The sequence below is a fragment of the Viridibacillus soli genome (genome assembly GCF_016612995.1).
In the GTDB taxonomy this organism is placed as follows: Bacteria; Bacillota; Bacilli; order Bacillales_A; family Planococcaceae; genus Viridibacillus; species Viridibacillus soli.
Genome location: NZ_JAEOAH010000006.1, coordinates 1 through 22,097, shown reverse-complemented (window position 1 = coordinate 22,097; position 22,097 = coordinate 1). Strand labels below are relative to the sequence as shown.

20 protein-coding genes, 8 tRNA genes and 1 pseudogene are annotated in these 22,097 nt (G+C 38.1%); 24 read left to right on the top strand and 5 right to left on the bottom strand.

The genetic code is table 11. The annotated features are described in order from the left end of the window. Nucleotides 1-55 precede the first annotated feature (55 nt). From JFL43_RS06595 to JFL43_RS06585, 3 genes are all read right to left on the bottom strand, one after another. Nucleotides 56-2,260 (bottom strand): heavy metal translocating P-type ATPase, encoded by a 2,205-nt coding sequence (locus JFL43_RS06595; protein ID WP_200748382.1) that lies wholly within the window; start codon nucleotides 2,258-2,260, stop codon nucleotides 56-58. A 104-nt stretch (nucleotides 2,261-2,364) separates the two neighbouring features. Further along, nucleotides 2,365-2,592, bottom strand: coding sequence for a copper ion binding protein (locus tag JFL43_RS06590; RefSeq protein WP_100795688.1), 228 nt, complete (start codon nucleotides 2,590-2,592; stop codon nucleotides 2,365-2,367). Nucleotides 2,593-2,604: 12 nt separating this feature from the next. Continuing rightward, complete coding sequence (locus tag JFL43_RS06585) at nucleotides 2,605-2,913, bottom strand: metal-sensing transcriptional repressor (protein WP_200748381.1); 309 nt, start codon at nucleotides 2,911-2,913, stop codon at nucleotides 2,605-2,607. A 506-nt stretch (nucleotides 2,914-3,419) separates the two neighbouring features. Here JFL43_RS06585 and JFL43_RS06580 point away from each other — a divergent pair. Next, nucleotides 3,420-3,557 (top strand): Lmo0850 family protein, encoded by a 138-nt coding sequence (locus JFL43_RS06580; RefSeq protein ID WP_164491933.1) that lies wholly within the window; start codon nucleotides 3,420-3,422, stop codon nucleotides 3,555-3,557. A 93-nt stretch (nucleotides 3,558-3,650) separates the two neighbouring features. Here the strand turns inward: JFL43_RS06580 and rodA are convergent, their stop codons facing one another. After that, nucleotides 3,651-4,844, bottom strand: coding sequence for a rod shape-determining protein RodA (rodA, locus tag JFL43_RS06575; RefSeq protein WP_200748380.1), 1,194 nt, complete (start codon nucleotides 4,842-4,844; stop codon nucleotides 3,651-3,653). A 147-nt stretch (nucleotides 4,845-4,991) separates the two neighbouring features. On the opposite strand from rodA, the gene JFL43_RS06570 reads away from it, so the two are divergent. The 7 genes from JFL43_RS06570 (at nucleotide 4,992) to JFL43_RS06540 (ending at nucleotide 13,432) form a co-directional block, all read left to right on the top strand. Continuing rightward, nucleotides 4,992-5,750 (top strand): hypothetical protein, encoded by a 759-nt coding sequence (locus JFL43_RS06570; RefSeq protein ID WP_325166644.1) that lies wholly within the window; start codon nucleotides 4,992-4,994, stop codon nucleotides 5,748-5,750. Nucleotides 5,751-5,964: 214 nt separating this feature from the next. Beyond that, entirely contained in the window at nucleotides 5,965-7,035 is a 1,071-nt protein-coding gene (locus JFL43_RS06565) for a D-alanine--D-alanine ligase (RefSeq protein ID WP_200748379.1), read from the top strand. Between the two features lie 20 nt (nucleotides 7,036-7,055). Beyond that, complete coding sequence (locus JFL43_RS06560; protein ID WP_200748378.1) at nucleotides 7,056-8,426, top strand: UDP-N-acetylmuramoyl-tripeptide--D-alanyl-D-alanine ligase; 1,371 nt, start codon at nucleotides 7,056-7,058, stop codon at nucleotides 8,424-8,426. A gap of 92 nt (nucleotides 8,427-8,518) precedes the next feature. Beyond that, a complete protein-coding gene (locus tag JFL43_RS06555) occupies nucleotides 8,519-9,211 on the top strand; it encodes an alpha/beta hydrolase (protein ID WP_200748377.1) in 693 nt (230 codons plus the stop codon). A 347-nt stretch (nucleotides 9,212-9,558) separates the two neighbouring features. After that, entirely contained in the window at nucleotides 9,559-11,154 is a 1,596-nt protein-coding gene (locus tag JFL43_RS06550) for a DEAD/DEAH box helicase (protein ID WP_200748376.1), read from the top strand. A 204-nt stretch (nucleotides 11,155-11,358) separates the two neighbouring features. Beyond that, a complete protein-coding gene (locus JFL43_RS06545; protein WP_100795695.1) occupies nucleotides 11,359-11,838 on the top strand; it encodes a PH domain-containing protein in 480 nt (159 codons plus the stop codon). After that, nucleotides 11,828-13,432, top strand: coding sequence for a PH domain-containing protein (locus tag JFL43_RS06540; protein WP_325166643.1), 1,605 nt, complete (start codon nucleotides 11,828-11,830; stop codon nucleotides 13,430-13,432). Before JFL43_RS06545 ends, JFL43_RS06540 begins: the two co-directional genes overlap by 11 nt. A 36-nt stretch (nucleotides 13,433-13,468) precedes the next feature. Here the strand turns inward: JFL43_RS06540 and JFL43_RS06535 are convergent, their stop codons facing one another. Further along, the gene (locus JFL43_RS06535; protein ID WP_200748375.1) at nucleotides 13,469-14,083 is read right to left on the bottom strand and encodes a rhomboid family intramembrane serine protease; all 615 of its coding nucleotides are present in this window, start codon (nucleotides 14,081-14,083) and stop codon (nucleotides 13,469-13,471) included. Nucleotides 14,084-14,150: 67 nt separating this feature from the next. On the opposite strand from JFL43_RS06535, the gene acpS reads away from it, so the two are divergent. The 16 genes and pseudogenes from acpS (at nucleotide 14,151) to JFL43_RS06455 (ending at nucleotide 22,054) form a co-directional block, all read left to right on the top strand. After that, the gene (gene acpS / locus JFL43_RS06530; protein WP_100795698.1) at nucleotides 14,151-14,504 is read left to right on the top strand and encodes a holo-ACP synthase; all 354 of its coding nucleotides are present in this window, start codon (nucleotides 14,151-14,153) and stop codon (nucleotides 14,502-14,504) included. A 57-nt stretch (nucleotides 14,505-14,561) separates the two neighbouring features. Next, nucleotides 14,562-15,782 carry a LolA family protein gene (locus tag JFL43_RS06525; RefSeq protein WP_407701962.1) on the top strand — a complete coding sequence of 407 codons (1,221 nt, stop codon included), beginning with the start codon at nucleotides 14,562-14,564 and terminating at the stop codon, nucleotides 15,780-15,782. Nucleotides 15,783-15,851: 69 nt separating this feature from the next. Beyond that, nucleotides 15,852-16,970 (top strand): alanine racemase, encoded by a 1,119-nt coding sequence (alr, locus tag JFL43_RS06520; protein ID WP_200748374.1) that lies wholly within the window; start codon nucleotides 15,852-15,854, stop codon nucleotides 16,968-16,970. 178 nt (nucleotides 16,971-17,148) lie between these two features. Beyond that, a complete protein-coding gene (locus JFL43_RS06515) occupies nucleotides 17,149-17,430 on the top strand; it encodes a transcriptional regulator (protein ID WP_325166642.1) in 282 nt (93 codons plus the stop codon). A 4-nt stretch (nucleotides 17,431-17,434) separates the two neighbouring features. Next, nucleotides 17,435-17,785 carry a type II toxin-antitoxin system PemK/MazF family toxin gene (locus tag JFL43_RS06510; RefSeq protein WP_100795702.1) on the top strand — a complete coding sequence of 117 codons (351 nt, stop codon included), beginning with the start codon at nucleotides 17,435-17,437 and terminating at the stop codon, nucleotides 17,783-17,785. A 391-nt stretch (nucleotides 17,786-18,176) separates the two neighbouring features. Then, nucleotides 18,177-18,290, top strand: a pseudogene (locus JFL43_RS06505) (sigma factor-like helix-turn-helix DNA-binding protein); the annotation flags it as partial. 221 nt (nucleotides 18,291-18,511) lie between these two features. Continuing rightward, a complete protein-coding gene (locus tag JFL43_RS06500) occupies nucleotides 18,512-20,674 on the top strand; it encodes a Tex family protein (protein WP_200748373.1) in 2,163 nt (720 codons plus the stop codon). A gap of 68 nt (nucleotides 20,675-20,742) precedes the next feature. Continuing rightward, a complete protein-coding gene (locus JFL43_RS06495; RefSeq protein WP_200748372.1) occupies nucleotides 20,743-21,198 on the top strand; it encodes a SprT family protein in 456 nt (151 codons plus the stop codon). 92 nt (nucleotides 21,199-21,290) lie between these two features. After that, nucleotides 21,291-21,365 (top strand) — tRNA-Asn (locus tag JFL43_RS06490). A gap of 3 nt (nucleotides 21,366-21,368) precedes the next feature. After that, nucleotides 21,369-21,443, top strand: a tRNA-Glu gene (locus tag JFL43_RS06485). Between the two features lie 13 nt (nucleotides 21,444-21,456). Then, nucleotides 21,457-21,533, top strand: a tRNA-Asp gene (locus tag JFL43_RS06480). A gap of 9 nt (nucleotides 21,534-21,542) precedes the next feature. After that, nucleotides 21,543-21,617 (top strand) — tRNA-Gln (locus JFL43_RS06475). A gap of 19 nt (nucleotides 21,618-21,636) precedes the next feature. Beyond that, nucleotides 21,637-21,712: transfer RNA gene (locus JFL43_RS06470), tRNA-Lys, on the top strand. A gap of 60 nt (nucleotides 21,713-21,772) precedes the next feature. Continuing rightward, nucleotides 21,773-21,859, top strand: a tRNA-Leu gene (locus JFL43_RS06465). Between the two features lie 14 nt (nucleotides 21,860-21,873). Further along, nucleotides 21,874-21,950 (top strand) — tRNA-Arg (locus JFL43_RS06460). 30 nt (nucleotides 21,951-21,980) lie between these two features. Further along, nucleotides 21,981-22,054 (top strand) — tRNA-Gly (locus tag JFL43_RS06455). The last annotated feature ends 43 nt before the right edge of the window (nucleotides 22,055-22,097 follow it).

Below are 22,097 nucleotides of genomic sequence, written 5' to 3'. Positions count from 1 at the left end.
TGATAAAATAAACAAGCTTTCGACTATAACGAATAGAACGCTTGTAATCCCAAAACTAAAGTTTTACTCGTTGTAAACGTAAAGCGTTTAGTACGACGGAGACGGAACTAAATGCCATTGCGGCACCTGCTACCCATGGTGCAAGAAGGCCAGCAGCGGCAATTGGAATCCCAATTGTGTTATAAGCTAAAGCCCAAAATAGATTTTGTTTAATATTACGGACTGTTAGTCGGCTTATTTGAATTGTGTCTACAACACGAAGTAAATCCCCGTGCATAATCGTAACGTCGGCTGTTTCAATGGCAACGTCTGTACCTGTACCCATAGCAATCCCAATATCGGCTTTTGCTAATGCTGGAGCATCGTTAATGCCGTCGCCAACCATTACGACACGATGGCCTTGTGCTTGCAATTTTTCGATTTCACTCGCTTTTTCCGTGGGCAATACTTCAGCAACGATTCGATCAATGCCAACTTCTTTTGCAATGAATTGTGCAGTAGCATGTTGATCACCGGTTAACATAACAACATAGATGCCGAGAGTTTTTAATTTAGTGATTGCTTCTTTAGATGTTTCTTTTACTTCATCTGCGACGGCGATTGTCGCTGCATGTTGACCATCAATAGCCGCGTACATAATTGTTTTACCTGCTTTATCAAAATCTTGAGCATCATGCAGGATAATATCTTTTTTTGTAAATAATTTTGCTGTTCCGATGACGATGTCTTTATCTTGAACGGTTGCTTCAATACCGTGACCAGGGATGGCTGTGAAATGAGTAGGGGAAGGTAGTTTACCCGCGCCTTCTCCGTAAGTTGTGATTGCTTTTGCAACAGGATGCTCTGAAGAACTTTCTGCTGCAGCGATTAGTTGCACGACTTCTTCTTTATCATAATGTGTTAGGACAAAGAAATTTGTGACAACTGGTTGGCCTTTTGTAATTGTGCCTGTTTTATCGAAAACAATTGTATCGATTGTACGAGTATGTTCTAGTGCTTCAGCTGTTTTAAATAGTACACCGTATTCAGCTGCACGACCTGAACCAGCCATTATCGATGTTGGTGTTGCCAGACCTAAAGCGCATGGGCAAGCAATAACAAGTACGGCAATAGTTCGCTCAAGTGCTGCTGTGAAATCACCTGGAATAGTGATGAAATAGGTAATAATAAATGTTAGGACAGCAATACCTACGACGATTGGGACGAAAACACCTGAAATTTTATCAGCTAAACGTTGTATGGGGGCTTTTGAACCTTGTGCTTCCTCAACGATACGAATAATGCTCGATAGCACCGTATCACGACCGATTTTACGTGCTTTTACACGTAGCATACCGTTTTCATTAACAGTTGCCGCGAAAACTTGATCGCCAGCCTTTTTATCCACAGGTAAACTTTCACCGGTTAACATCGCTTCATTAACAGCAGATGTTCCGGAAAGGACTTCTGCATCAACAGGTATAGATGCACCTGGTTTTATAATTAAAATGTCGCCTGCTGCTACTTCTGAGATTGGAATTTCAATTGTTTCATTATCGCGCTCTACAGAAGCTGTTTTTGGCTGTAGCTTCATCAATTTTTTTATGGCATCCGAAGAGTGGCCTTTTGCGCGCGCTTCGAATAATTTACCGAGTAAGATTAATGTAATTAAAACAGCACTCGTTTCGAAATACAAATCTAAATGATGTGTGCCGATATGTTCAAGATTGATCATCACAATATAAGCGCTGTAGAAATATGCTGCAGATGTACCGAGAGCAACTAGTACATCCATATTGGCACTCTTGTTACGTAGAGCATAGTAAGCGCCTTTATAAAATTGCCAACCGATGGTGAATTGTACAATAGTTGCAAGTACCCATTGGACATAAAGATTCATTAAAATAGGGGGTACATACAAACCTGATGTGAATGAAAAATGCGCAACCATCGTCCAAAGTAATGGTAAAGACAGTATCGCTGAAATAATGAATGTGCGTGTTTTTCTTTTTATCTCGGCTTGCTTATGATCGGGTGCATCTGCATCATCTTCTTTACGTACGTTAGCATCATAGCCAAGTGCTTGGATTTTTTTGATGACCGCTTCTTCATCTAGTGTATTTGTATCGAATGCCACATGACCAGTTTCTAAAGCTAAGTTGATATTTGCTTGTTCAATACCCTCCATTTTATTAAGCCCGCGTTCAATACGCGAGGAGCAGGCTGCACAGGTCATGCCTTGAATTTCTAATGTGACTTCTTTCTGTTGTTCACTTGCCATCTGAAAAACTCCTTCCATATACCTATAAGGGGTATATAATATTGAAAAAAATAACTGCTTGGGGGCAGTTATTTTGTTATGTCCATTAAAACGAACGCTGATCTTTAAGAAGGGTAGACTAAGCCTTTAACTGTATAGCCAGCTTCTTCAATGGCTTCTGAAATGTCTGTTTTATCTAATGTTGCATCATCAAAATCTACTTTGACTAAGTCTTGCTCAAGGTTTACTGCTACTTTACCAACGCCTGCAAGTGCACCAACACCTGTTTCAATTGCTTTTACACAGTGACCACAAGACATACCATCTACTTTTAATTGAACTGTTTCTGCCATTCTAAAAACTCCTTATTTTCTCATCAATTTTTGTATAGTTGTGACAAGCTCATCTAGAACTTCGTCATCACCTTCTGCTAATCGTTCTTTTACACAGCCTTTTAAGTGACCATCTAGAAGCACTTTTGCGACGCTATTTAGAGCAGATTGTGTAGCAGATAATTGTGTAATAATATCATCACAGTAAACATTCTTTTCAACCATGCCCTTAATGCCGCGGATTTGACCTTCAACGCGATTAAGGCGGTGGATTAAATCTGTTTTTACATGCTCTGGATGGTGACTTTTACGACAAGAATTATCCTGGCATTCGTTCGTCATAGTGTCCCCCCTAATGTTGATAAATCCATACTAACATACCGCTAGGGGGTACGTAAAATGGTTTGTTTGAAAAAGGTTTTAAAATAACTTAACAGAGGTATGGTAATAATAACTTTGTTGGTGTGAGAAGAAGTGGTTATTTTCTCCTGAAAATTAATGATTATAATTAAAAAAAGGGAAAATACAATGCAATAACGAAATAAGTTAGGTGCATATTCTAAGGTGATGTAATTATTATCAAGGAATACTTTTCTTCGGACATAATGGTAATGAATATGTAATCATCAGCAGAGGGATTTCTGTTGAACTCTCCATTGTCAATAAGACTTAACGTGTAGTATGATTTACTTTTCCTTAACATATGTAACAATATTGAAAAATTTTAGATGGTGAAAAAATGTTATGATAATAACATGCATAAAACAAGTTATAGTTGGGTACGATGTAGTTGAAACCTTTTAAGGGACACTACGTCTAAAATATAAAGAAAAGAAGAGGTGGAAAGTATGGGAAGAGAAGTAGATTTGACTAAAATTGTTTCTAATTTATCAAAGCTAGGCGTTAAAGCAACGACTACAAAATCACGCTTGGAATTACTTAAAGCAATTGCACCACCAAAACAATCACCACAAACACAAAACTAAAATGCACCGCTTCGACAAATCGATGTCGAAGTTTTTTTATTTATAAAGAAAGCCCAGAGAAAGTAAATCTTCTCTGGGCTTTAACTATTTGTATTAAAAATCTTCATCCTCATCATGATTTCCGAACATATAGGTACGGTGATGGTACTTCATACTAAATACTAAGCCTAATGCCAGTGCATTGCCCATCATCGAACTACCACCATAGCTGATGAATGGCAATGGAATACCTGTAATAGGCAATAATTGAATCGTCATACCGATATTTTCAAATACGTGGAATGTTATCATCGCGATAATCCCCGCACAAACATATGTACAAAATGGATCTTTCATTTGCAAAGTTAGTTTAGTTAAATGGAAGATCAAGAAGAAGAATAAGCAAATGACGACGCTTGCGCCGATAAAGCCGTATTCCTCACCAATCACACTAAAGATGAAATCGGTATGGTTTTCTGGTACATACACTTCACGGCCTTGGTAGCCTTTACCGAAAATCTCACCGGAGCCAATGGCGTTTAGTGAGGAGATTAAGTGATAACCATCACTTGAAGCGTATGAATAAGGGTCTAGCCAAGAATAAATACGTGCAGATTGATAGGGGTCAAAGCCTAATTTATGTTGCAGGAAGTCCTGCATATAAAGAGCCATCCATAGTAAGCTACCACCAAGTGCAGCTGCACTACCAGCCACTGGTAATATAATTTTCCATGAAATACCTGCTACAACTATAGTTGCTGCAGTAATTGCAAAGAATACTAATGCAGATCCTAAGTCAGGTTGTTTCATAATAAATGCTAGCGGAATTAATAATACCCCAAAGATTTTACCTAATAAGATGAAATCAGTTTTTAAAGATTTCATCGTATACTTTTCATGATGCTTACTAACCATTCGGGCGAGAGCAAGTATGAAGAAGGTTTTCATAAATTCAGAGGGCTGAATATCCCCAACAGGTAAGTGGAACCAGCTTTTCGCACCATTTCTGCGTTCAGCAATTTGATTTACTCCATCAGGAGCGATCAACAGTAGAGCTAAAAGTAAAATACCAGCACCGTACAAATACCAGGACATTTTCTTGTATTGGTCGGGTTCAAAATATATCATCACACTAATAATACATGCTCCGATAAAGTACCAAAACAATTGTTTTGTTACATAGTTTGCTGCATACTGACCTGAAGTTATCGCTGAAGCAATTGCTGTAATACTAACAATACAAAATAACAGCAATATAAAAGCGAGCGTCCAGTCAAATCGATCGGAAAATTTTTTATTTGTATTCATATAAGTCACCTAAATTATTTAGTTTAATATTACTTTTTATTATAGCGTAAATCATTGTATCACGCTTAAGTATAAAGATGTGACGAAATCGATTCACAAATGTTTCAAAATATGCTAATTCATCTTATAATGAGATGTGGAAATGAGGTGATCGACTTGGCAAAAAAAATGCGTGCTGCAGATGATTTTTTGCACCACTTGTATGTACATATGAATGAAATTAATCAATTTGTTATATTTAGTGGTTTAACGTTTCACGAATTCGTTTCTTCAATCGGTCCGCTTCAGAATATATTACTCTTGAAAAATGAGTATGAGGACGGTTCATTTAACATGCATACACAGTTAGAATTTGTTGAAGAAAGAAGTATTCGCAAATTTACGAAAAAAGCCACAGATTCAAAGGCTGAGCTATGTTGGATTGATTTCTCTGACGAAAAACGATTAAATCTTTTAACGCCACAAGAACAGGCTGAGCTTCTGTATATAGGACATAAAAAGGAGCCTATTCGTTCGCCGTTTTATCACCAGTTACAAAATAAATTTGTTTACTTGGCCAATGAAGATGAGAAGATGTCTAAGATTTATTTCCGTGATTTACAAGATGTCGAACAATTATTAGCTAATTTGTTTAATGCCATTATTCAAGATAAAGAACGTTCAACGACATTTTGGAGAAGAAAAGTAAAAGAAAGTATTCCTAGTTTTACTCCGGACATGCTTTCAAACTTCCGTGAGGATATTAAGGACGGTATTATATTTTCGATGTATAAGATTGAAAAACCGAATCTTGCTTATGTATTAGAGCTACGCAATATTTCTGATTTCCCGTTCCCTGATGAAATTTGGGGCGAGCTAAATACAATTTTAAAGAAAAAAGCAGAAAAGATTATTGAAGTCCATTGATCATCAACTGTTTTTTTAGAATTCTCCACGGATATTTCTGTGGAGAATTTTTTCGTTAATGCATGCATAAATTTTCTAGAGTGCTATTATAAGTAAAGATATTTTTAGTAAGAAAAGATTTAAAGTCCCTCGACTTTTCACGATGAAATCATTTCATGAATCATTTCGGTTCGTGATAAACTAAAAGTACAACAAACTGGAGGACAACTAAACTATGAAGAAAAAATTAGGCTTATTATATGGCGGTAAATCAGCTGAGCATGACGTGTCTTTATCAACAGCGAAAGCAGTCACTCAAGCATTAAACTTTGATAAATTTGATGTATATCCTATTTTCATCACGCGTGAAGGTGAATGGAGAAAAGGCGTGCAATTAACAGCACCAGCAGAGTCAATTGAACAATTACAATTAGGTAAAGATACGGGGAATAGCATTCCAAACGATGTATCAAGCTTTTTACTAGATAAAGATGAAAAAGAATTCGACGTTATTTTCCCATTATTGCATGGTACAAACGGGGAAGACGGTACAGTGCAAGGTTTACTAGAAGTATTAAATTTACCGTATGTAGGAAATGGTGTATTAGCCTCTTCAGCAGGTATGGATAAAGTTGTTATGAAGCAATTATTTGAACATGCTGACTTAAAGCAAGTTCCTTATGTGTACTTCATCCGTAAAGAATGGAACAAGGATCAAGAAGCATTAATCGCGAAAATGGAAACTGAGCTTACTTGGCCAATGTTTGTAAAACCTGCAAATTTAGGTTCTAGTGTGGGGATTAGCAAAGCATCAAACCGTGAAGAGCTAATTAATGCAATTGATATCGCCTCTAAATATGACCGTAAAATCATCGTTGAAACGGGAATCGTTGCACGTGAAGTAGAGATGGGGGTACTGGGAAATGATTCGCCAACCGTATCAGTCCCTGGTGAAATCAAACCTGTGACTGATTTCTATGATTACGATTCAAAATATAATGATGACAATACAGGTCTAATCATTCCAGCTCCGATTACAACAGATGTTGAAGGACGTATGAAAGATATGGCTATCCGCGCATTCAAAGTGCTAGATTGCTCAGGTCTTGTTCGTGCAGATTTCTTTGTAACAGCTGAAGACGATATTTTAATTAACGAAGTAAATACAATGCCAGGCTTTACTCCTGTTAGTATGTACCCGATTCTATGGCAAAATACAGGTGTTACTTATTCAGAGTTAATTGAACAATTGATTGACCTTGCGATTGAAAGACATGACGAAAAACAACAGCTTCAATACCAATAAGACTCGAGTGTGATAAAACGATGAAAAAAACATTAAAGCAAATTGTAAACTGGTTAAATAGCGATCAACAAATAGTTGATGACGTGGTTGTAACGGGTATTTCGATTAATACACGTACATTGCAAGTAGGGGACTTATTTATCCCTTTTCGTGGTGAAAAAACAAATGGACATCGCTATGTAGAGCAAGCTTTTGAAAACGGTGCAGCAGCATCATTTTGGCTAAAGGATGAACCAAATCCGCCTGCAGGTCTGCCATTACTTTTTGTAGATAATCCTGAAGAGGCTCTACAACAAATGGCCACAGCTTATCGTCAAGAGCACTGTGCGAAATTCATTGGTATAACTGGTTCAAATGGTAAAACTTCTACGAAGGACTTAGTGGCAGGTGTTTTATCTCCTTACTACAAGGTACAGAAAACAGAAGGAAACTTTAATAATGAGCTAGGGCTACCATTAACAATTTTATCGTTAGATGAGGATACAGATTTTGCTGTTCTTGAAATGGGTATGAGCGGTTTTGGTGAAATTGAATTTTTGACTAAACTAGCAAAACCACATTTCACAGCGATTACGAATATTGGAGAAGCGCATTTGCAAGACCTTGGCTCAAGAGAAGGCATTGCGAAAGCAAAATTCGAAATCGTTCAAGGTTTACAACCTGGTGGCAAGCTGTTTTATGATGGTGATGAGCCGTTGTTATCACCGCTTGTAGCGGGTGAAAAGCATTTACAAGCACTATCGTTTGGACTTGAAGGTTCAAATGATTTATTAGCGACAAATATTACGACAACTGAAAACGGTAGTGCATTTACTGTTGAAGGTCTGTTGGATACGGACTTCTTCATTTCGGTATTAGGTAGTCACCAAGTGAAAAATACATTGGTAGCGATTTTGATTGCACGTGAGGTGGGCTTATCAACAGAGCAAATTCGAGAAGCTTTAAAAGATATTTCATTAACAAATATGCGTATGCAATTAGTAAATGGTGCGCAAGGGATATTATTTGTTAATGATGCGTACAATGCAGCTCCTACTTCAGTGAAGGCAGCATTACAATTTATAAAAGCGACAGATATACGTACAGATAAATGGGTAGTGCTTGGAGATATGCTAGAGCTAGGTGAGCTAGAGCAACAGTTCCATGAGGAGATTGCTTTAGCGATTGATGTTGAGAATATTCACCAAGTCTGTTTATATGGCCCGCGTATGAAGTGGTTATATGAAAAGTTACAAAGTGTTTTACCAGCGGGTCGTTTACTATGGACAGCTGAGGATTATGCACCTATTATCAAACATCTTCGTGAAAATGCAGGAACAGATTCAATTGTCTTATTAAAAGGTTCACGTGGTATGGCACTTGAAAATGTATTAAAGGCATTTAACGATTAATTTATTGTTTAAAGCATCTAAAAAGGTGGATTTCCTTTTAGGTGCTTTTCTTTTTTATAATAATGGGTAATATATAGGCGGGGGCGAATGTGATGACAACAGGTATATTATGTATTCATGGCTTTACAGGTGGACCACATGAAGTGCAGCCTTTTGTAGATTTTTTACAGAAAAAAACGGATTGGGTTGTGTACGTGCCGACGTTGTCAGGGCATGGTGATAAGTTAAGTTTAGAGAATTATAAAGCAGAACATTGGCTAATGGATGCGGAGCTTGCTTATAAGAAGCTTGCAAAAGAAGTAGATGAAGTCATTGTTGTAGGCTTTTCAATGGGCGGGCTAATTGCTCTTTACCTAACTTTGCGCTATAACGTGAAGAAATTAGTATTACTAAGTGCAGCGGCGAAGTATATAAGCGTACGTCAGTTGTTAAAGGATTTTAAAACTCTCGCCAATGATTTATTTCAAGGAGAACTTGCAAATAATGAATTATTCCATCGCTATGAAAGTAAAATTAGCCATGTACCTATGGCATCTACTGTAGAGTTTTTACGTCTTGTGCGTAAGGTAGAACCTTATTATGAGAAAATTAAAGTGCCAGTTTGTTTAGTACAAGGAGAAGTGGATGGAATAGTACCAGCTATAACGGCACAATTTTTGTATGACAAATTAGGATCAACAGATAAGCAACTGATTATTTCGCCTAATGGCAAGCATCATATTTGTTATAGTGATGACTGCAATGAGTGGTTTCAAAACGTATTAAACTTTATATTAAAGCCATAAAAAGAATCTGATAATTTTGACTGAGGGATATTGATTGCATAGTGCAGATACTCATGTTAGACTATTGAAAGCAATGGATACATTTTGTGTGAAGGCTCTCCGAGATGATGGGGAGTGCTTTTTTTTGAACATTACGGTTTATTCTAGATTTTGGGTTAGAATTCCCCGAGAATTGAACCGCTCGGCAAAGACCGGGCTTTACTTTATATATATAAAATTCCTCTGGTAAGACAGCAGAGATATATTAAGAGACGGAAACGTTCCTCTCACAAGGCTCGATTTGCCCTATTTTCATCTGAAAATGTAACCATTTGTCAAATGCATGAGCAAAAAGGAGAATGAGAAGTTTGACAAATTTTTCAGAATTAAACGTAAGCGCTTCTATCCAAAAATCTTTACAACGTATGGGTTTTGAAGAAGCAACCCCTATCCAAGAAGGTACAATTTCATTTGCGAAAGAAGGACGCGACATTATCGGTCAAGCACAAACTGGTACTGGTAAAACTGCAGCGTTTGGTATTCCGCTTATCGAAAAAATTGATATCAACAATCCCGCAATCCAAGGCTTAATTATTGCCCCAACTCGCGAATTAGCAATCCAAGTTTCTGAAGAACTTCATAAAATTGGTTATGATACACGTGCAAGAATTTTATCAGTTTACGGTGGACAAGATATTGGCCGTCAAATCCGTGCTCTTAAAAACAAACCACAAATTATTGTTGGTACTCCAGGTCGTATTCTTGACCATATCAACCGTCGTACATTGAAATTAGATCAAGTTCAAACACTTGTATTGGACGAAGCTGATGAAATGTTAAACATGGGATTCATCGAAGATATCAACACAATTTTAGAAAGTGTTCCAGCTGAACGCCAAACATTACTGTTCTCAGCTACTATGCCTGGACCAATTCGTAAAATTGCTGAAAAATTCATGAAAGACCCAGAAATCGTTAAAATCCAATCTAAAGAAATGACAGTAGAAAATATCGAACAATTTTTCGTTAAGTCTCAAGAACGTGAAAAATTCGATATCCTTTCTCGTCTATTAAATGTTCACCAACCAGAATTAGCGATCGTATTTGGTCGTACTAAACGCCGCGTTGATGAATTAGCTCACGCTTTAAGCATTCGTGGTTACCTTGCAGAAGGTATTCATGGTGATTTAAGCCAAGCAAAACGTATTTCTGTATTACGCCAATTTAAAGAAAACAAAATTGACGTATTAGTAGCAACAGACGTAGCAGCTCGTGGTCTTGATATCTCAGGTGTTACTCACGTTTACAACTTCGATATTCCACAAGATCCGGAATCTTATGTTCACCGTATTGGACGTACAGGTCGTGCTGGTAAATCTGGTATGGCGATTACATTTGTAACGCCACGCGAAATGGGTTACCTACGTATCGTTGAAGAAACTACTAAAAAACGTATGACAGCTCTTCGTCCACCAACGGCGGATGAAGCATTAGTTGGTCAACAAGCTCTTGCAGTAGAACAATTAACTGAATTAGTTGAGAAAAATCACTTAAGTGATTACCGTTCAATGGCTGAAGAATTGTTAACTAAACATGATGCAATTGATTTAGTTGCAGCAGCAGTTAAATCAATGACTAAAGAGCCAGATGATTCACCAATCAAAATCACTGAAGAACGCCCATTACCACAACGTGGCGGACGTTCAGGTGGTGGTCGTGGCGGTCGTCCAAGTGGCGGCGGTGGCGGCGGTTACCGTGGCGGTGGTCGCTCAAGTGGCGGTCGCTCAAGTGGTGGAGATCGCGGAGGACGCGGTGGAAACCGTGGAGAACGTGGTGGAGAACGCGGCGGAGAACGCGGCGGAGATCGTGGTCGTCGTGAAGGCGGCAGCGGTGGTAGTCGTCGCGAAGGCGGTTCTAGCCAAGGCGGACGCTCTCGTGCACCTCGCAAACGTAGTGAAGACTAAGATTTATCAATATGAGCTATCCCATCTCGGTGGGATAGCTTTTTTGTTTTTTCGTCACAAATTACTAAAAAATGATTGTTGTGGCTAGTGATTTTTGATGACGGTGATGGACAGTTACGCAGTCTCTCTGTAGACTGAAAATAAACGAAACATTTTCTATATTCCAATCGTATAAAGTAATATAAAAAAATTGAGGTGGACAAGATGAGCGCAGAACCAAAGTATCAAATTTCAAGAAAGGGATTATCGGTATGGCGTGTTTATGGTAGTATTCAAACGTTAATTATTTTATTAGTAGCAATAGGTGCTGGTGTTTTAACGTGGCTTTTTGAATGGTATTGGTGGATATACATAGTTTGTGCAGTAGTGCCGATAGTTTTTGGTTTTTTATTTATTTACTTATTTCCGAAAATACGTTGGGATCATTGGCGTTATGAAGTACGTGAGCAAGAAATTGAAGTACAGTATGGATTATTTATAGTCGTCCGAACATTAGTGCCAATGGTGCGGGTGCAACATGTGGATACTGCCCAAGGACCAATTTTAAAACGTTATGGATTAGCTGAGATTACAATTTCAACAGCAGCAACAACGCATACGATCCCAGCCCTCATCATGGCTGAGGCAGATGATTTACGGGCGCGTATATCTGAGTTAGCAAGGGTGGCAGAAGATGATGTCTGATGAAAAGTTTCGATTACACCCAATTTCAGCCATCATCAATTGCGTTAAAGGGTTAAAGGATTTACTCATTCCGTTCTTTATTATTTTTGTTGGTAAAGGTTTTAAGTTTAATTTTGATCCTCATGATGAAGGCTTTTTTTGGGATAGTTTACCTATATTGATTGCTGGAGTTTTATTGGTGCTGAACTTTGTTAGTGGAGTTGTGAAATGGCGCCGCTTTGTTTACTGGTTTGAAGACGATGAATTGCGAATAGAGTATGGGCTTTTTGTAAAGAAGAAACGCTATATACCATTCGAACGCATTCAAAGTTTGAATTATCAAGAGGGGATTTTGCATCGTCCGCTCCAACTTGTTAAGGTCAGTGTAGAAACGGCTGCTAGTAAAGATAAGAAGGCTGAAGCTGAGTTAACCGCCATTACTCGAACCGCTGCTGATATGATTGAGTTAGAAATGAAGCGAGCAAAGAGAGGGAAGCAACAAGTAAAGCAAGGATTAGCTCAAAATGAGTTACTACATGAAATTGATCATGATAATAAATCGGAGATTGATGGTGATTCAGCTTCTGTTTCAAGTCAGCAAGAGTTTCGAATTCAAGAAGATGAAATCGTGCAAAGGGAAGTTATCCATCGCATGTCGGTAAAGGATTTACTTATTTTGGCAACGACATCTGGTGGCGTCGGCGTAGTATTTTCGGGGTTAGTCGCTATTGCATCACAATTTGGAGATATTATTCCATACGATTATTTGTACGATGAAATTCGTGTATTTGTTAAAGTGGGTGTATTGCTAGTAATGCTAGCGGTATTTTTAGTACTTTTTGTAGCTTGGGGGGTATCTTTCGTTTTAACGTTGTTTAATTACTATAGTTTCATAGTAGAGCGTGAGAATGATAAACTTATCATTACGAGAGGTTTATTGGAGAAAAGGCGTGTAACTATACCTCTTAATCGTATCCAGGGTATTAAAATTGTTGAAAATCCATTGCGTCAAATGTTTGGCTACGCAACAGTTACTGTTGAAAGTGCTGGTGGATCGATGCAAAACGGTGAGAAGAAAATTATTCTTATGCCACTTGTGAAAAAACGCGATGCTATTGCAGCATTACAGCGGTTATTCCCTGAAATCAATTGGTTGCCAACATTAACACGTTCTCCTAAAAGAGCACGTCCATCTTACTATAAAATTGGTCTTCTATGGATATTACCAGTGACGGCAGTGGTTAGTTATTTGTTCTTCCCATATGGTTTATTGTCACTGCTCATTATACCTCTATTGATTTTACTAGGTGTATGGCAGCATAAGACGGCGGGGTATGCATTAGATGGTTATCAGCTTACCGTTGTTTATCGTACAATTAGCAGAACGTCATTTTTTATGGAGAAAAAACGTTTACAACAGATGACTATGAGACAAACTTATTTTAAGAAAAGAATAGGTATTGCATCACTCAGAACGACGATTATGTCAGGTTCAATGGGTGCATCTGCTACCATTGCGCATTTTGAAAAAACAGATATAGAAAAATTAATGGCTTGGTATGAACCAAATGCGAAATCTGCTTATGATGTTGAAAAGTCAATTAGTGAGCCATAAGAAAAAGCTGTTGAGCACGAAACTCAACAGCTTTTCTTATCTTTTCTCTTTCAATCGCCAATTTAAAATTCTGCTTGGATGGAAGTCGATCAGCCCAATAATGAAACCGGTCACCATACCTGCAACATGAGCAGTTACGTTAATATTGGATTGTAGGAACGTCATAACCAAACTGATTACGATAATCGGCATAATTGTTTGCTTTAGCTGTGGCATTGTATTTCTCGTATAATAAACGAGTGCTGCAAATGCACCGAAAATCCCGAAAATGGCACCACTAGCACCAACGCTGACATAGGAAGGTGGCTGTATTAAATATGTTAGTACATTACCCATCAATCCTGCTATGAAATAAATGGTGAAGAATCGCATTTTTCCAGCAATTTTCTCAAGCTCAGGACCAAATAAATAAAGAGAAAACATATTAAATAGCAAATGTAGTAAACCAGCATGAAGAAATATTGGAGTCACCAGTCGCCAATACTCCCCGTCTGCGATTAAATAATTCGCACCGAATCCTAACCCAAATACGTTATCACCAATGATGGGTATGAGACTCATTATATGGATTAAAATATTCAACGCGATTAATAATGAAACAACAGGATAATATTTTATATACTGTGAAAAATTCTCTCTACGAACAAACATGTATTCACCTCTATTTTGTATGATTATTATACATTGTTTTAGCTAATGAATGAAAGGGGAACCTTATATGATAAAAGGAATCGGATTAGATATCATCGAAATTACACGTGTTAAGAGATCCAATGACCTTAGCGAAAAATTTAGACAGCGCATTTTAACGAATAAGGAGCTCGCAATTTTTGATACTTTAAAGGCACGGCGTCAAATGGAGTTTTTGGCTGGGAGGTTTTCAGCGAAGGAAGCTTATTCAAAAGCAAATGGAACGGGAATTGGTAAGAAATGTGGTTTTCTAGACATCGAGGTTTTACCTAATCCGCAAGGACAACCGACACTCTATTTTAAAGGTAAATCTGTAAAAGGTTATGTCAGCATTACCCACTCAAAAGAATATGCTGCTGCTCAAGTTATCCTTCTAGCATAAACGCTTGGCTTTTTTCATAAGATATCTTAACGGATTGAATTGAGAAGGGATGGGAAATTGCGAAAACGTTTTGTAGTGTTAGCGTTGCTAATGATTGTATCACTAGTTTTAGTAGCATGTGGTTCAAATTCTAAGGAAGCAGTTTTGAAAAAAACGAGTAATAAATGGACAGAAACAAAGGGGTACGATTTATCAGCCCAAATGGAAATCAAATCAGGAGCAGAACCGCGCACTTATGATGTAAATGTATGGCATACAAAGCCTGATTTTTATCGTGTAGCTGTTGCACAGCAAGGTGAAGAGGATTCTCAAATGATTATACGTAATGAGGACGGTGTATTTGTTGTGACACCTTCTATGAAAAAAACGTATAAATTCCAGAGTGATTGGCCAAAACAAAATAGTCAGGCTTATTTAATTGGTGCACTTGCAGAAGATTTAAAGGCAGATGAAAATGCGAAAATGACAGAAACAGAAAAGGTGTATGTTTTTGAAGCGAAAACACGTAATAACCACTCGAAGATGCTACCATATCAGCAAATCTTCATAGATAAAAAAACATTGCTGCCAACTAAGGTCGCTGTATTAAATGAGGCGAAGGAAGAACAAATCGTTATTACCTTCAAAAAAATCTCACTAGGAACATCGAGAAAAGGAACAGACTATGCTGTGGAAGATTTCTCTAAAAAGGGTACATCAGATAAAGGGACAATTGAAGGGAAAGCAACTGAAGAAAAAGCAACTGAAGGGAAAGCAACTGAAGGAAAAGCAACTGAAGAAAAAGCAACTGAAGGAAAAGCTTCTGAAGAAAGTACAACTAATAAAGAAAGTGCAACAAGTGATTCTGATGAAACGTCTGAAAATGTAACGGAAAATGATAAGGGTGAAACGCAAAGCGTTACAGGAGATGCGCAAGCTGGAGCGGAAATTGAAAATCCTGAATTCCAAACGCATTATCCAGTCCTCAAATGGGATAATCTAAAAATAATTGATGAAAAAACAGTTGCTGGGGTAGATAGCGAAAGAAGAATTATAACATACGATGGTGGAGATAAATCATTCACTGTAATTCAACAATCAGCAGCGAAAAATCCGCAAGCAATACCAGTATTTGCACCTGGTGATCCAGCAGATTTAGGATTTACTATCGGAGCAATTACAGATAATTCGATTAGTTGGGAGAAAAACGGGGTATCGTTCTTTATAGCGACTAATTCTTTATCCCGTGCAGAAATGGTGGAAGTTGCTTCATCCATGGTAAACGGAGAAGTAAAGTGAGGAAACATTTGACCTAACCTTTTGCAGGGCGGATAATAGAAAAAAACCATTTTTAAAGAGGGATCATCTATGTATCAGCTTCCAAACTTCCGTCCTACTAAGGCAGTAATTGATTTAGCGGCGATTAAATATAACATCGAACAACTGCGCAAGCATTTACATTCAAATATAGACATTATTGCAGTTGTTAAAGCGAATGCATACGGTCATGGTGATATTCAGGTAGCAAATGCCGCATTGCAAGCAGGTGCTTCAATGCTAGCAGTGGCAACTCCTGAAGAAGCACTTCATTTACGAGAGTTTATAAAAAATACACCTATTTTAATATTGGGGGCATCACCTGTATCTTTTGCGCCTTATGCGGCACAATATAATATTACGTTAACAGTCTTTTCGGTGGATTGGCTAAGTGAAGTTGCTAAACAAGCAAAGAACTTTGAAAAACCATTGAAGCTACATATTAAAATTGATAGTGGTATGGGGAGAATCGGTGTTAGAAAGCAAACTGAGTTAATAGCATTATATAATGCCATCGTAGCTAACAAGCGATTGATAATCGATGGCATTTTCACTCATTTTGCATCAGCAGATGAAGAAAACCCTAAACAATTCAAAGAACAATTAGCGACTTTTAAAGCGCTCGTAGCCAGTTTACCCGAGAAACCACGCTTTGTACATGCTGCCAATACAGCAGCGTCGCTTATTAAAGACGATGTACAATTCGATGCCGTAAGATTTGGTATTGCTATGTATGGACTAGTACCATCACCATATGTGGAAAAGCATCTACCATTTATTTTGAAACCGGCATTGTCACTTGAGAGTGAGCTCGTTCATGTGAAGAAAATTGAGCGGGGTGATACAGTAAGTTATGGTGGCAATTATGTAGCGGTTGAAGAAGAGTGGATTGGTACAATGCCGATTGGCTATGCCGATGGTTTAGTAAGAGGACTTGCTGGTCAAGAAGTGTTAATTCAAGGGAATCGTGTACCAATTGTTGGGCGTATTTGTATGGATCAATGTATGGTCAAGCTACCATATAATATGGTGGTTGGAGAAAAGGTAATATTAATTGGTCAACAGCATCAAGAAATGATTAAAATAGAAGAATGGTCAGAGAGACTTCATACGATTGTGTATGAAATACCATGTATGTTAACATCTAGAATTACTAGAATTTATAAATAATTTGAACATCTTTAAGTCTTTAATAGCAATGATAGCAGCCGACAAGTAAAAACAATTCCACCCACAATGTCAAATTCTTACCTTTCTTGTCTATTCAACATTTACTTTCAATGTTAAGATAGGGGTAAGTTGTAAGTTGAATTGAAAAAGATGGAATGTTTTGTCGGAGGTGCTGGCCGTGAATAAGAAGAGAATAAGTGAAGTTATCTTAGAGCTTCCTAAGCATAAGATAGCAGAGAATATTGAACAAGCTTATAAACAAATTACGACAGAATGCGATGAATTCGTTTATACACCAACAAAGAGATACAAAAGAGAATACAAACAAAATCAAATACGAGAAGCAATGGTTAAAGGCTATGTAGAGATGTCGCAAATTAACTTATCCATATGTAGTGAATGCCTACACTTAGAGTATGAAGCAGAACATATGGTTGAGCGTCTCGTAAGCGGAGGATGAAAACTTGATCGTAAAACGTGGTGACGTTTTTTTTGCTGATTTATCACCAGTTATCGGGTCTGAACAAGGTGGTACTAGACCCGTCCTGGTTATTCAAAATGATATAGGAAATCGTTTCAGTCCAACTGTAATTATTGCGGCTATAACGGCGCAAATTCAAAAAGCAAAACTACCGACTCATGTCGAAATAGATGCTAAGCAATATGGTTTCGAAAGAGATTCGGTTATTTTGCTTGAACAATTGCGTACAATAGATAAATCCAGATTGACTGATAAAATAACACAACTGGATGAACCTTTAATGGAAAAAGTAGAAGAAGCACTGGAAATTAGCTTAGGACTTTTGAAGTTTTAACGGCATACATAAATGTTAAGCACTAAAGTGAAAGTTACTTTAGTGCTTTTTTCTATGGAAAAGTTTTTATCATGTCAGCCTATTCTACTGGTTTGAATTCTCAAGTTATTGAGTTATAAAAGCGTGATAATCGACATTTTAATATGCAATTAGATAAATTAATTATAAAAACGTTTAACAGGGCGATTCAATTAATCTTCAAACGAATGATTTGATTATTATCATGACAGATGGTGTTATAGAATGTAAAACGGGCGAGAATTTTATCGAAAGGTCTATAAATTACTTCATTAATTCATTCGGTTAAAAATTAATATACACGAGTTATTGTTGATACTAAAAGAAGTTTAAAGATTTATAAATGGTGGTAATATTTATTGATAGTTGAATCAAAAAAGAAACAGGAGAAAGACTAGGTATTTCTCAAATGCATATTTCCAGATTACAGAGGAAAACAATTAAAAAACTACAACAGGCAATAGTCTCCGCCGGTGGTGTACATTAATACTAAGAAATAGTATAAGTACTTTAATTAAAATGTTGATAATCGGCAAGCTCCAATTAAACAATGGTAGTGCAAATTTTGATGTAGAAGTCTGCTCTTTTAGAGTAGGCTTTTTGTTCGCTGCAAAGTCCAGTAGGGCAAAGTTGTGCTAGGTGACGTGACGCGGGTTTTTCGACTTAGCTATATGATAAGATAAAAAGAGAGAGAAAGGTTGTGATTGAATGGACAATAAAAAAATGCAGCAATTAATTTCTAAGGAACTAAGCATCCGGCCAAAGCAAGTAGAGTCTGTTATTGAATTGTTAGAAGGCTCCAACACGGTGCCGTTTATCGCACGTTATCGTAAAGAAGCAACTGGCTCGCTTGATGAAGTCCAAATTAAAGCAATTGAAGATCGTTATCATTATTTACAACAATTGCAACAACGTAAAGAAGAAGTCCTTCGCCTCATTGATGAGCAAGGTAAGTTAACTGAAGAGCTGGCAAAAGATATAGAAGTAGCAACAGTTTTAAAACGAGTAGAAGATTTATACCGTCCATATAAACAAAAACGCAGAACTAAAGCGACAATCGCCAAAGAAAAAGGGTTAGAACCTTTAGCGGACGAGCTCATGAAATTTGCACCAATTACTCTTAGTATTTTAGCGACACCATATGTGAATGAAAATGTGGAATCGACCGAGGAAGCATTGCAAGGAGCAAATGATATTTTGGCAGAACGTTTTGCGGATGATGCAGCAATCCGTGAGAAAATTCGCAAGCTGTCATGGCAAAGTGGAAAAATCATTTCAACTGTAAAAGATCAAAGTCTAGATGAAAAATCAGTTTATGAGATGTACTATGAATATGAAGAGCCAATTAATAAAATTGTCCCTCACCGTACATTAGCTATCAATCGTGGTGAAAAAGAAGACGTTTTGAAAATCAATATAGCTGTACCGGTAGAGCGAGTACATCAATTAATATGTACAGAATGGATTCCGCGCACATCCTCACCGGCATCTAAGCAAGTTGAGTTAGCTATTGAAGATTCGTACAAACGTTTAATTCAACCTTCTATTGAAAGAGAGCTGCGCGCGGAGTTGACGGAGAAGGCAGAAGCTCAGGCTATCCATATCTTCTCTGAAAACTTACGCAATCTACTATTACAACCGCCACTAAAAGATCGCTTTGTATTAGGGCTAGACCCGGCATATCGAACGGGTTGTAAATTAGCGGTTGTGGATGATACGGGTAAAATGCTCGAAATTTCTGTTATCTACCCACATCCGCCTAAAGCGAATTCTATACAAGCGAAAAAAGTATTCCAGGATATATTGCAAAGATATCCGATATCCATTATCGCTATTGGTAATGGGACAGCATCACGTGAATCAGAACAGTTTGTGACTGAATGCTTAAAAGAGTTAGATAGTGAAACCGCGTATGTTATTGTAAACGAGGCAGGGGCAAGTGTATATTCTGCATCTGAAGTAGCTCGTGAGGAATTTCCAGATTTACAAGTGGAGCAACGTAGTGCAGTTTCCATCGCAAGAAGATTGCAAGATCCATTAGCGGAACTTGTGAAAATCGAACCGAAAGCAGTTGGTGTCGGCCAATATCAGCATGATGTATCACAGAAAAAACTAGCGGAATCATTAACGTTTATCGTTGAAACAGCTGTTAACCAAGTAGGGGTAGATGTGAATACGGCCTCTGCATCCCTTTTACAATACGTATCAGGACTTTCAAAAACAGTTGCTGAAAATATTGTGAAAGTACGTAGTGAGAACGGGAAATTCACAGCTCGCACACAGCTAAAGAAAATTCCGCGTCTCGGTGCAAAAACTTATGAGCAAGCAATCGGTTTCCTCAGAGTCCCTGAAGCAAAAAATCCATTTGATGCAACGGGCATTCACCCAGAAAGCTATGATCTCGCTAAAAAACTATTAGAAGCAGTTTCTATTGAGAAGGAGCAGTTTGGTACACCGGCTGCAGAACAAGCTTTGGCAGATTTAGATATTTCCGCTTTAAGTTCACAATGGGATATAGGGGAAGTTACTTTAAAAGATGTCATCGACACCTTGATGAAGCCCTCGCGTGATCCGCGTGACGCCTTCCCACAACCATTATTGAAGAAAGATATTTTGAAAATGGAAGATTTACAACCGGGCATGGAGATGCAAGGAACAGTCCGCAACGTAGTAGATTTCGGTGCGTTTGTCGACATCGGCGTGAAGCAAGATGGACTTGTCCATATTTCCAAATTAAAAAGTGGTTTTGTGAAGCATCCGTTAGACGTAGTAGCACTCGGAGATATTGTAACAGTGTGGGTAGAAAAGATTGAAAAAGAAAAAGGAAGAATATCTTTAACAATGCTTCCACCAGCAAAACAAATTGATTAAAATAATATAAAAAACAAAACCTCGCCATAAAGCGGGGTTTTATATTATATATGAAGGGAGACGATAAAATGAATGATACAGAGCTACAAATACTTGTAAGCAAAATCTCCACCGAAGTATTTCAAAAACCATTTGCGCATCAAGCCTATTTCAACAAACGGCTACGTACAACTGGAGGTCGCTACTTATTACGATCACATAATATAGAAATAAATCCAAAAGCATTTGAAAAACATGGCATTCTTGAAGTAGAAGGAATCATTCGCCATGAACTATGCCATTATCACCTTCATATAGAAGGAAAGGGATATCAACATCGTGACGCAGATTTTCGGAAGCTTTTAAAGAAAACAAATGCGCCTAGATTCTGCTCTAATTTAACTGAGCCAAATAGAAGGACTTCGAGTAAGAGCTATACATATATGTGCATTAAATGTGGTATAAACTATATTAGAAAGATTCGTATGAACCCCGCTAAATACCGCTGTAGCAAGTGTTCAGGGCATCTTAAACAAATTGAATGAAAGTTTTTTAGAAAAACGCTTGACCTTTTCTAGATACCTGTCTATAATAGTAAAAGTCGACAAGGTGATGACGACAAAATGAAACATAGTTTTCCGAAGTAGCTCAGTGGTAGAGCATCCGGCTGTTAACCGGACGGTCGTAGGTTCGAGTCCTACCTTCGGAGCCATATGGCCCCTTGGTCAAGCGGTTAAGACACCGCCCTTTCACGGCGGTAACACGGGTTCGAATCCCGTAGGGGTCACCAATCAAATTTAAATGGTCCGGTAGTTCAGTTGGTTAGAATGCCTGCCTGTCACGCAGGAGGTCGCGGGTTCGAGTCCCGTCCGGACCGCCATTTACTTTTTGGGGTATAGCCAAGCGGTAAGGCAACGGATTTTGATTCCGTCATGCCCTGGTTCGAATCCAGGTTCCCCAGCCATTTTCATTATTTTAGCTACGAGTCATTAGCTCAGTTGGTAGAGCATCTGACTTTTAATCAGAGGGTCGCAGGTTCGAATCCTGCATGACTCACCATTTTAACTTGACATTACGTTTATAGAATGATATTATAGATTGTACCTGTTCGATTAAAATGCGGCCGTGGCGGAATGGCAGACGCGCTAGGTTGAGGGCCTAGTCGAGGTTAACTCGGTGGAGGTTCAAGTCCTCTCGACCGCACCAAGAAAATATAATATGCGCCCGTAGCTCAATTGGATAGAGCATCTGACTACGAATCAGAAGGTTGTAGGTTCGACTCCCGCCGGGCGCACCATATAAATATAATAATAGTAATTACTTTAACGCGGGTGTAGTTTAGTGGTAAAACCACAGCCTTCCAAGCTGTTGATGAGAGTTCGATTCTCTTCACCCGCTCCAAATAATTTATGAACCTTGAAAACTGAACATGCAAGACGTTAAT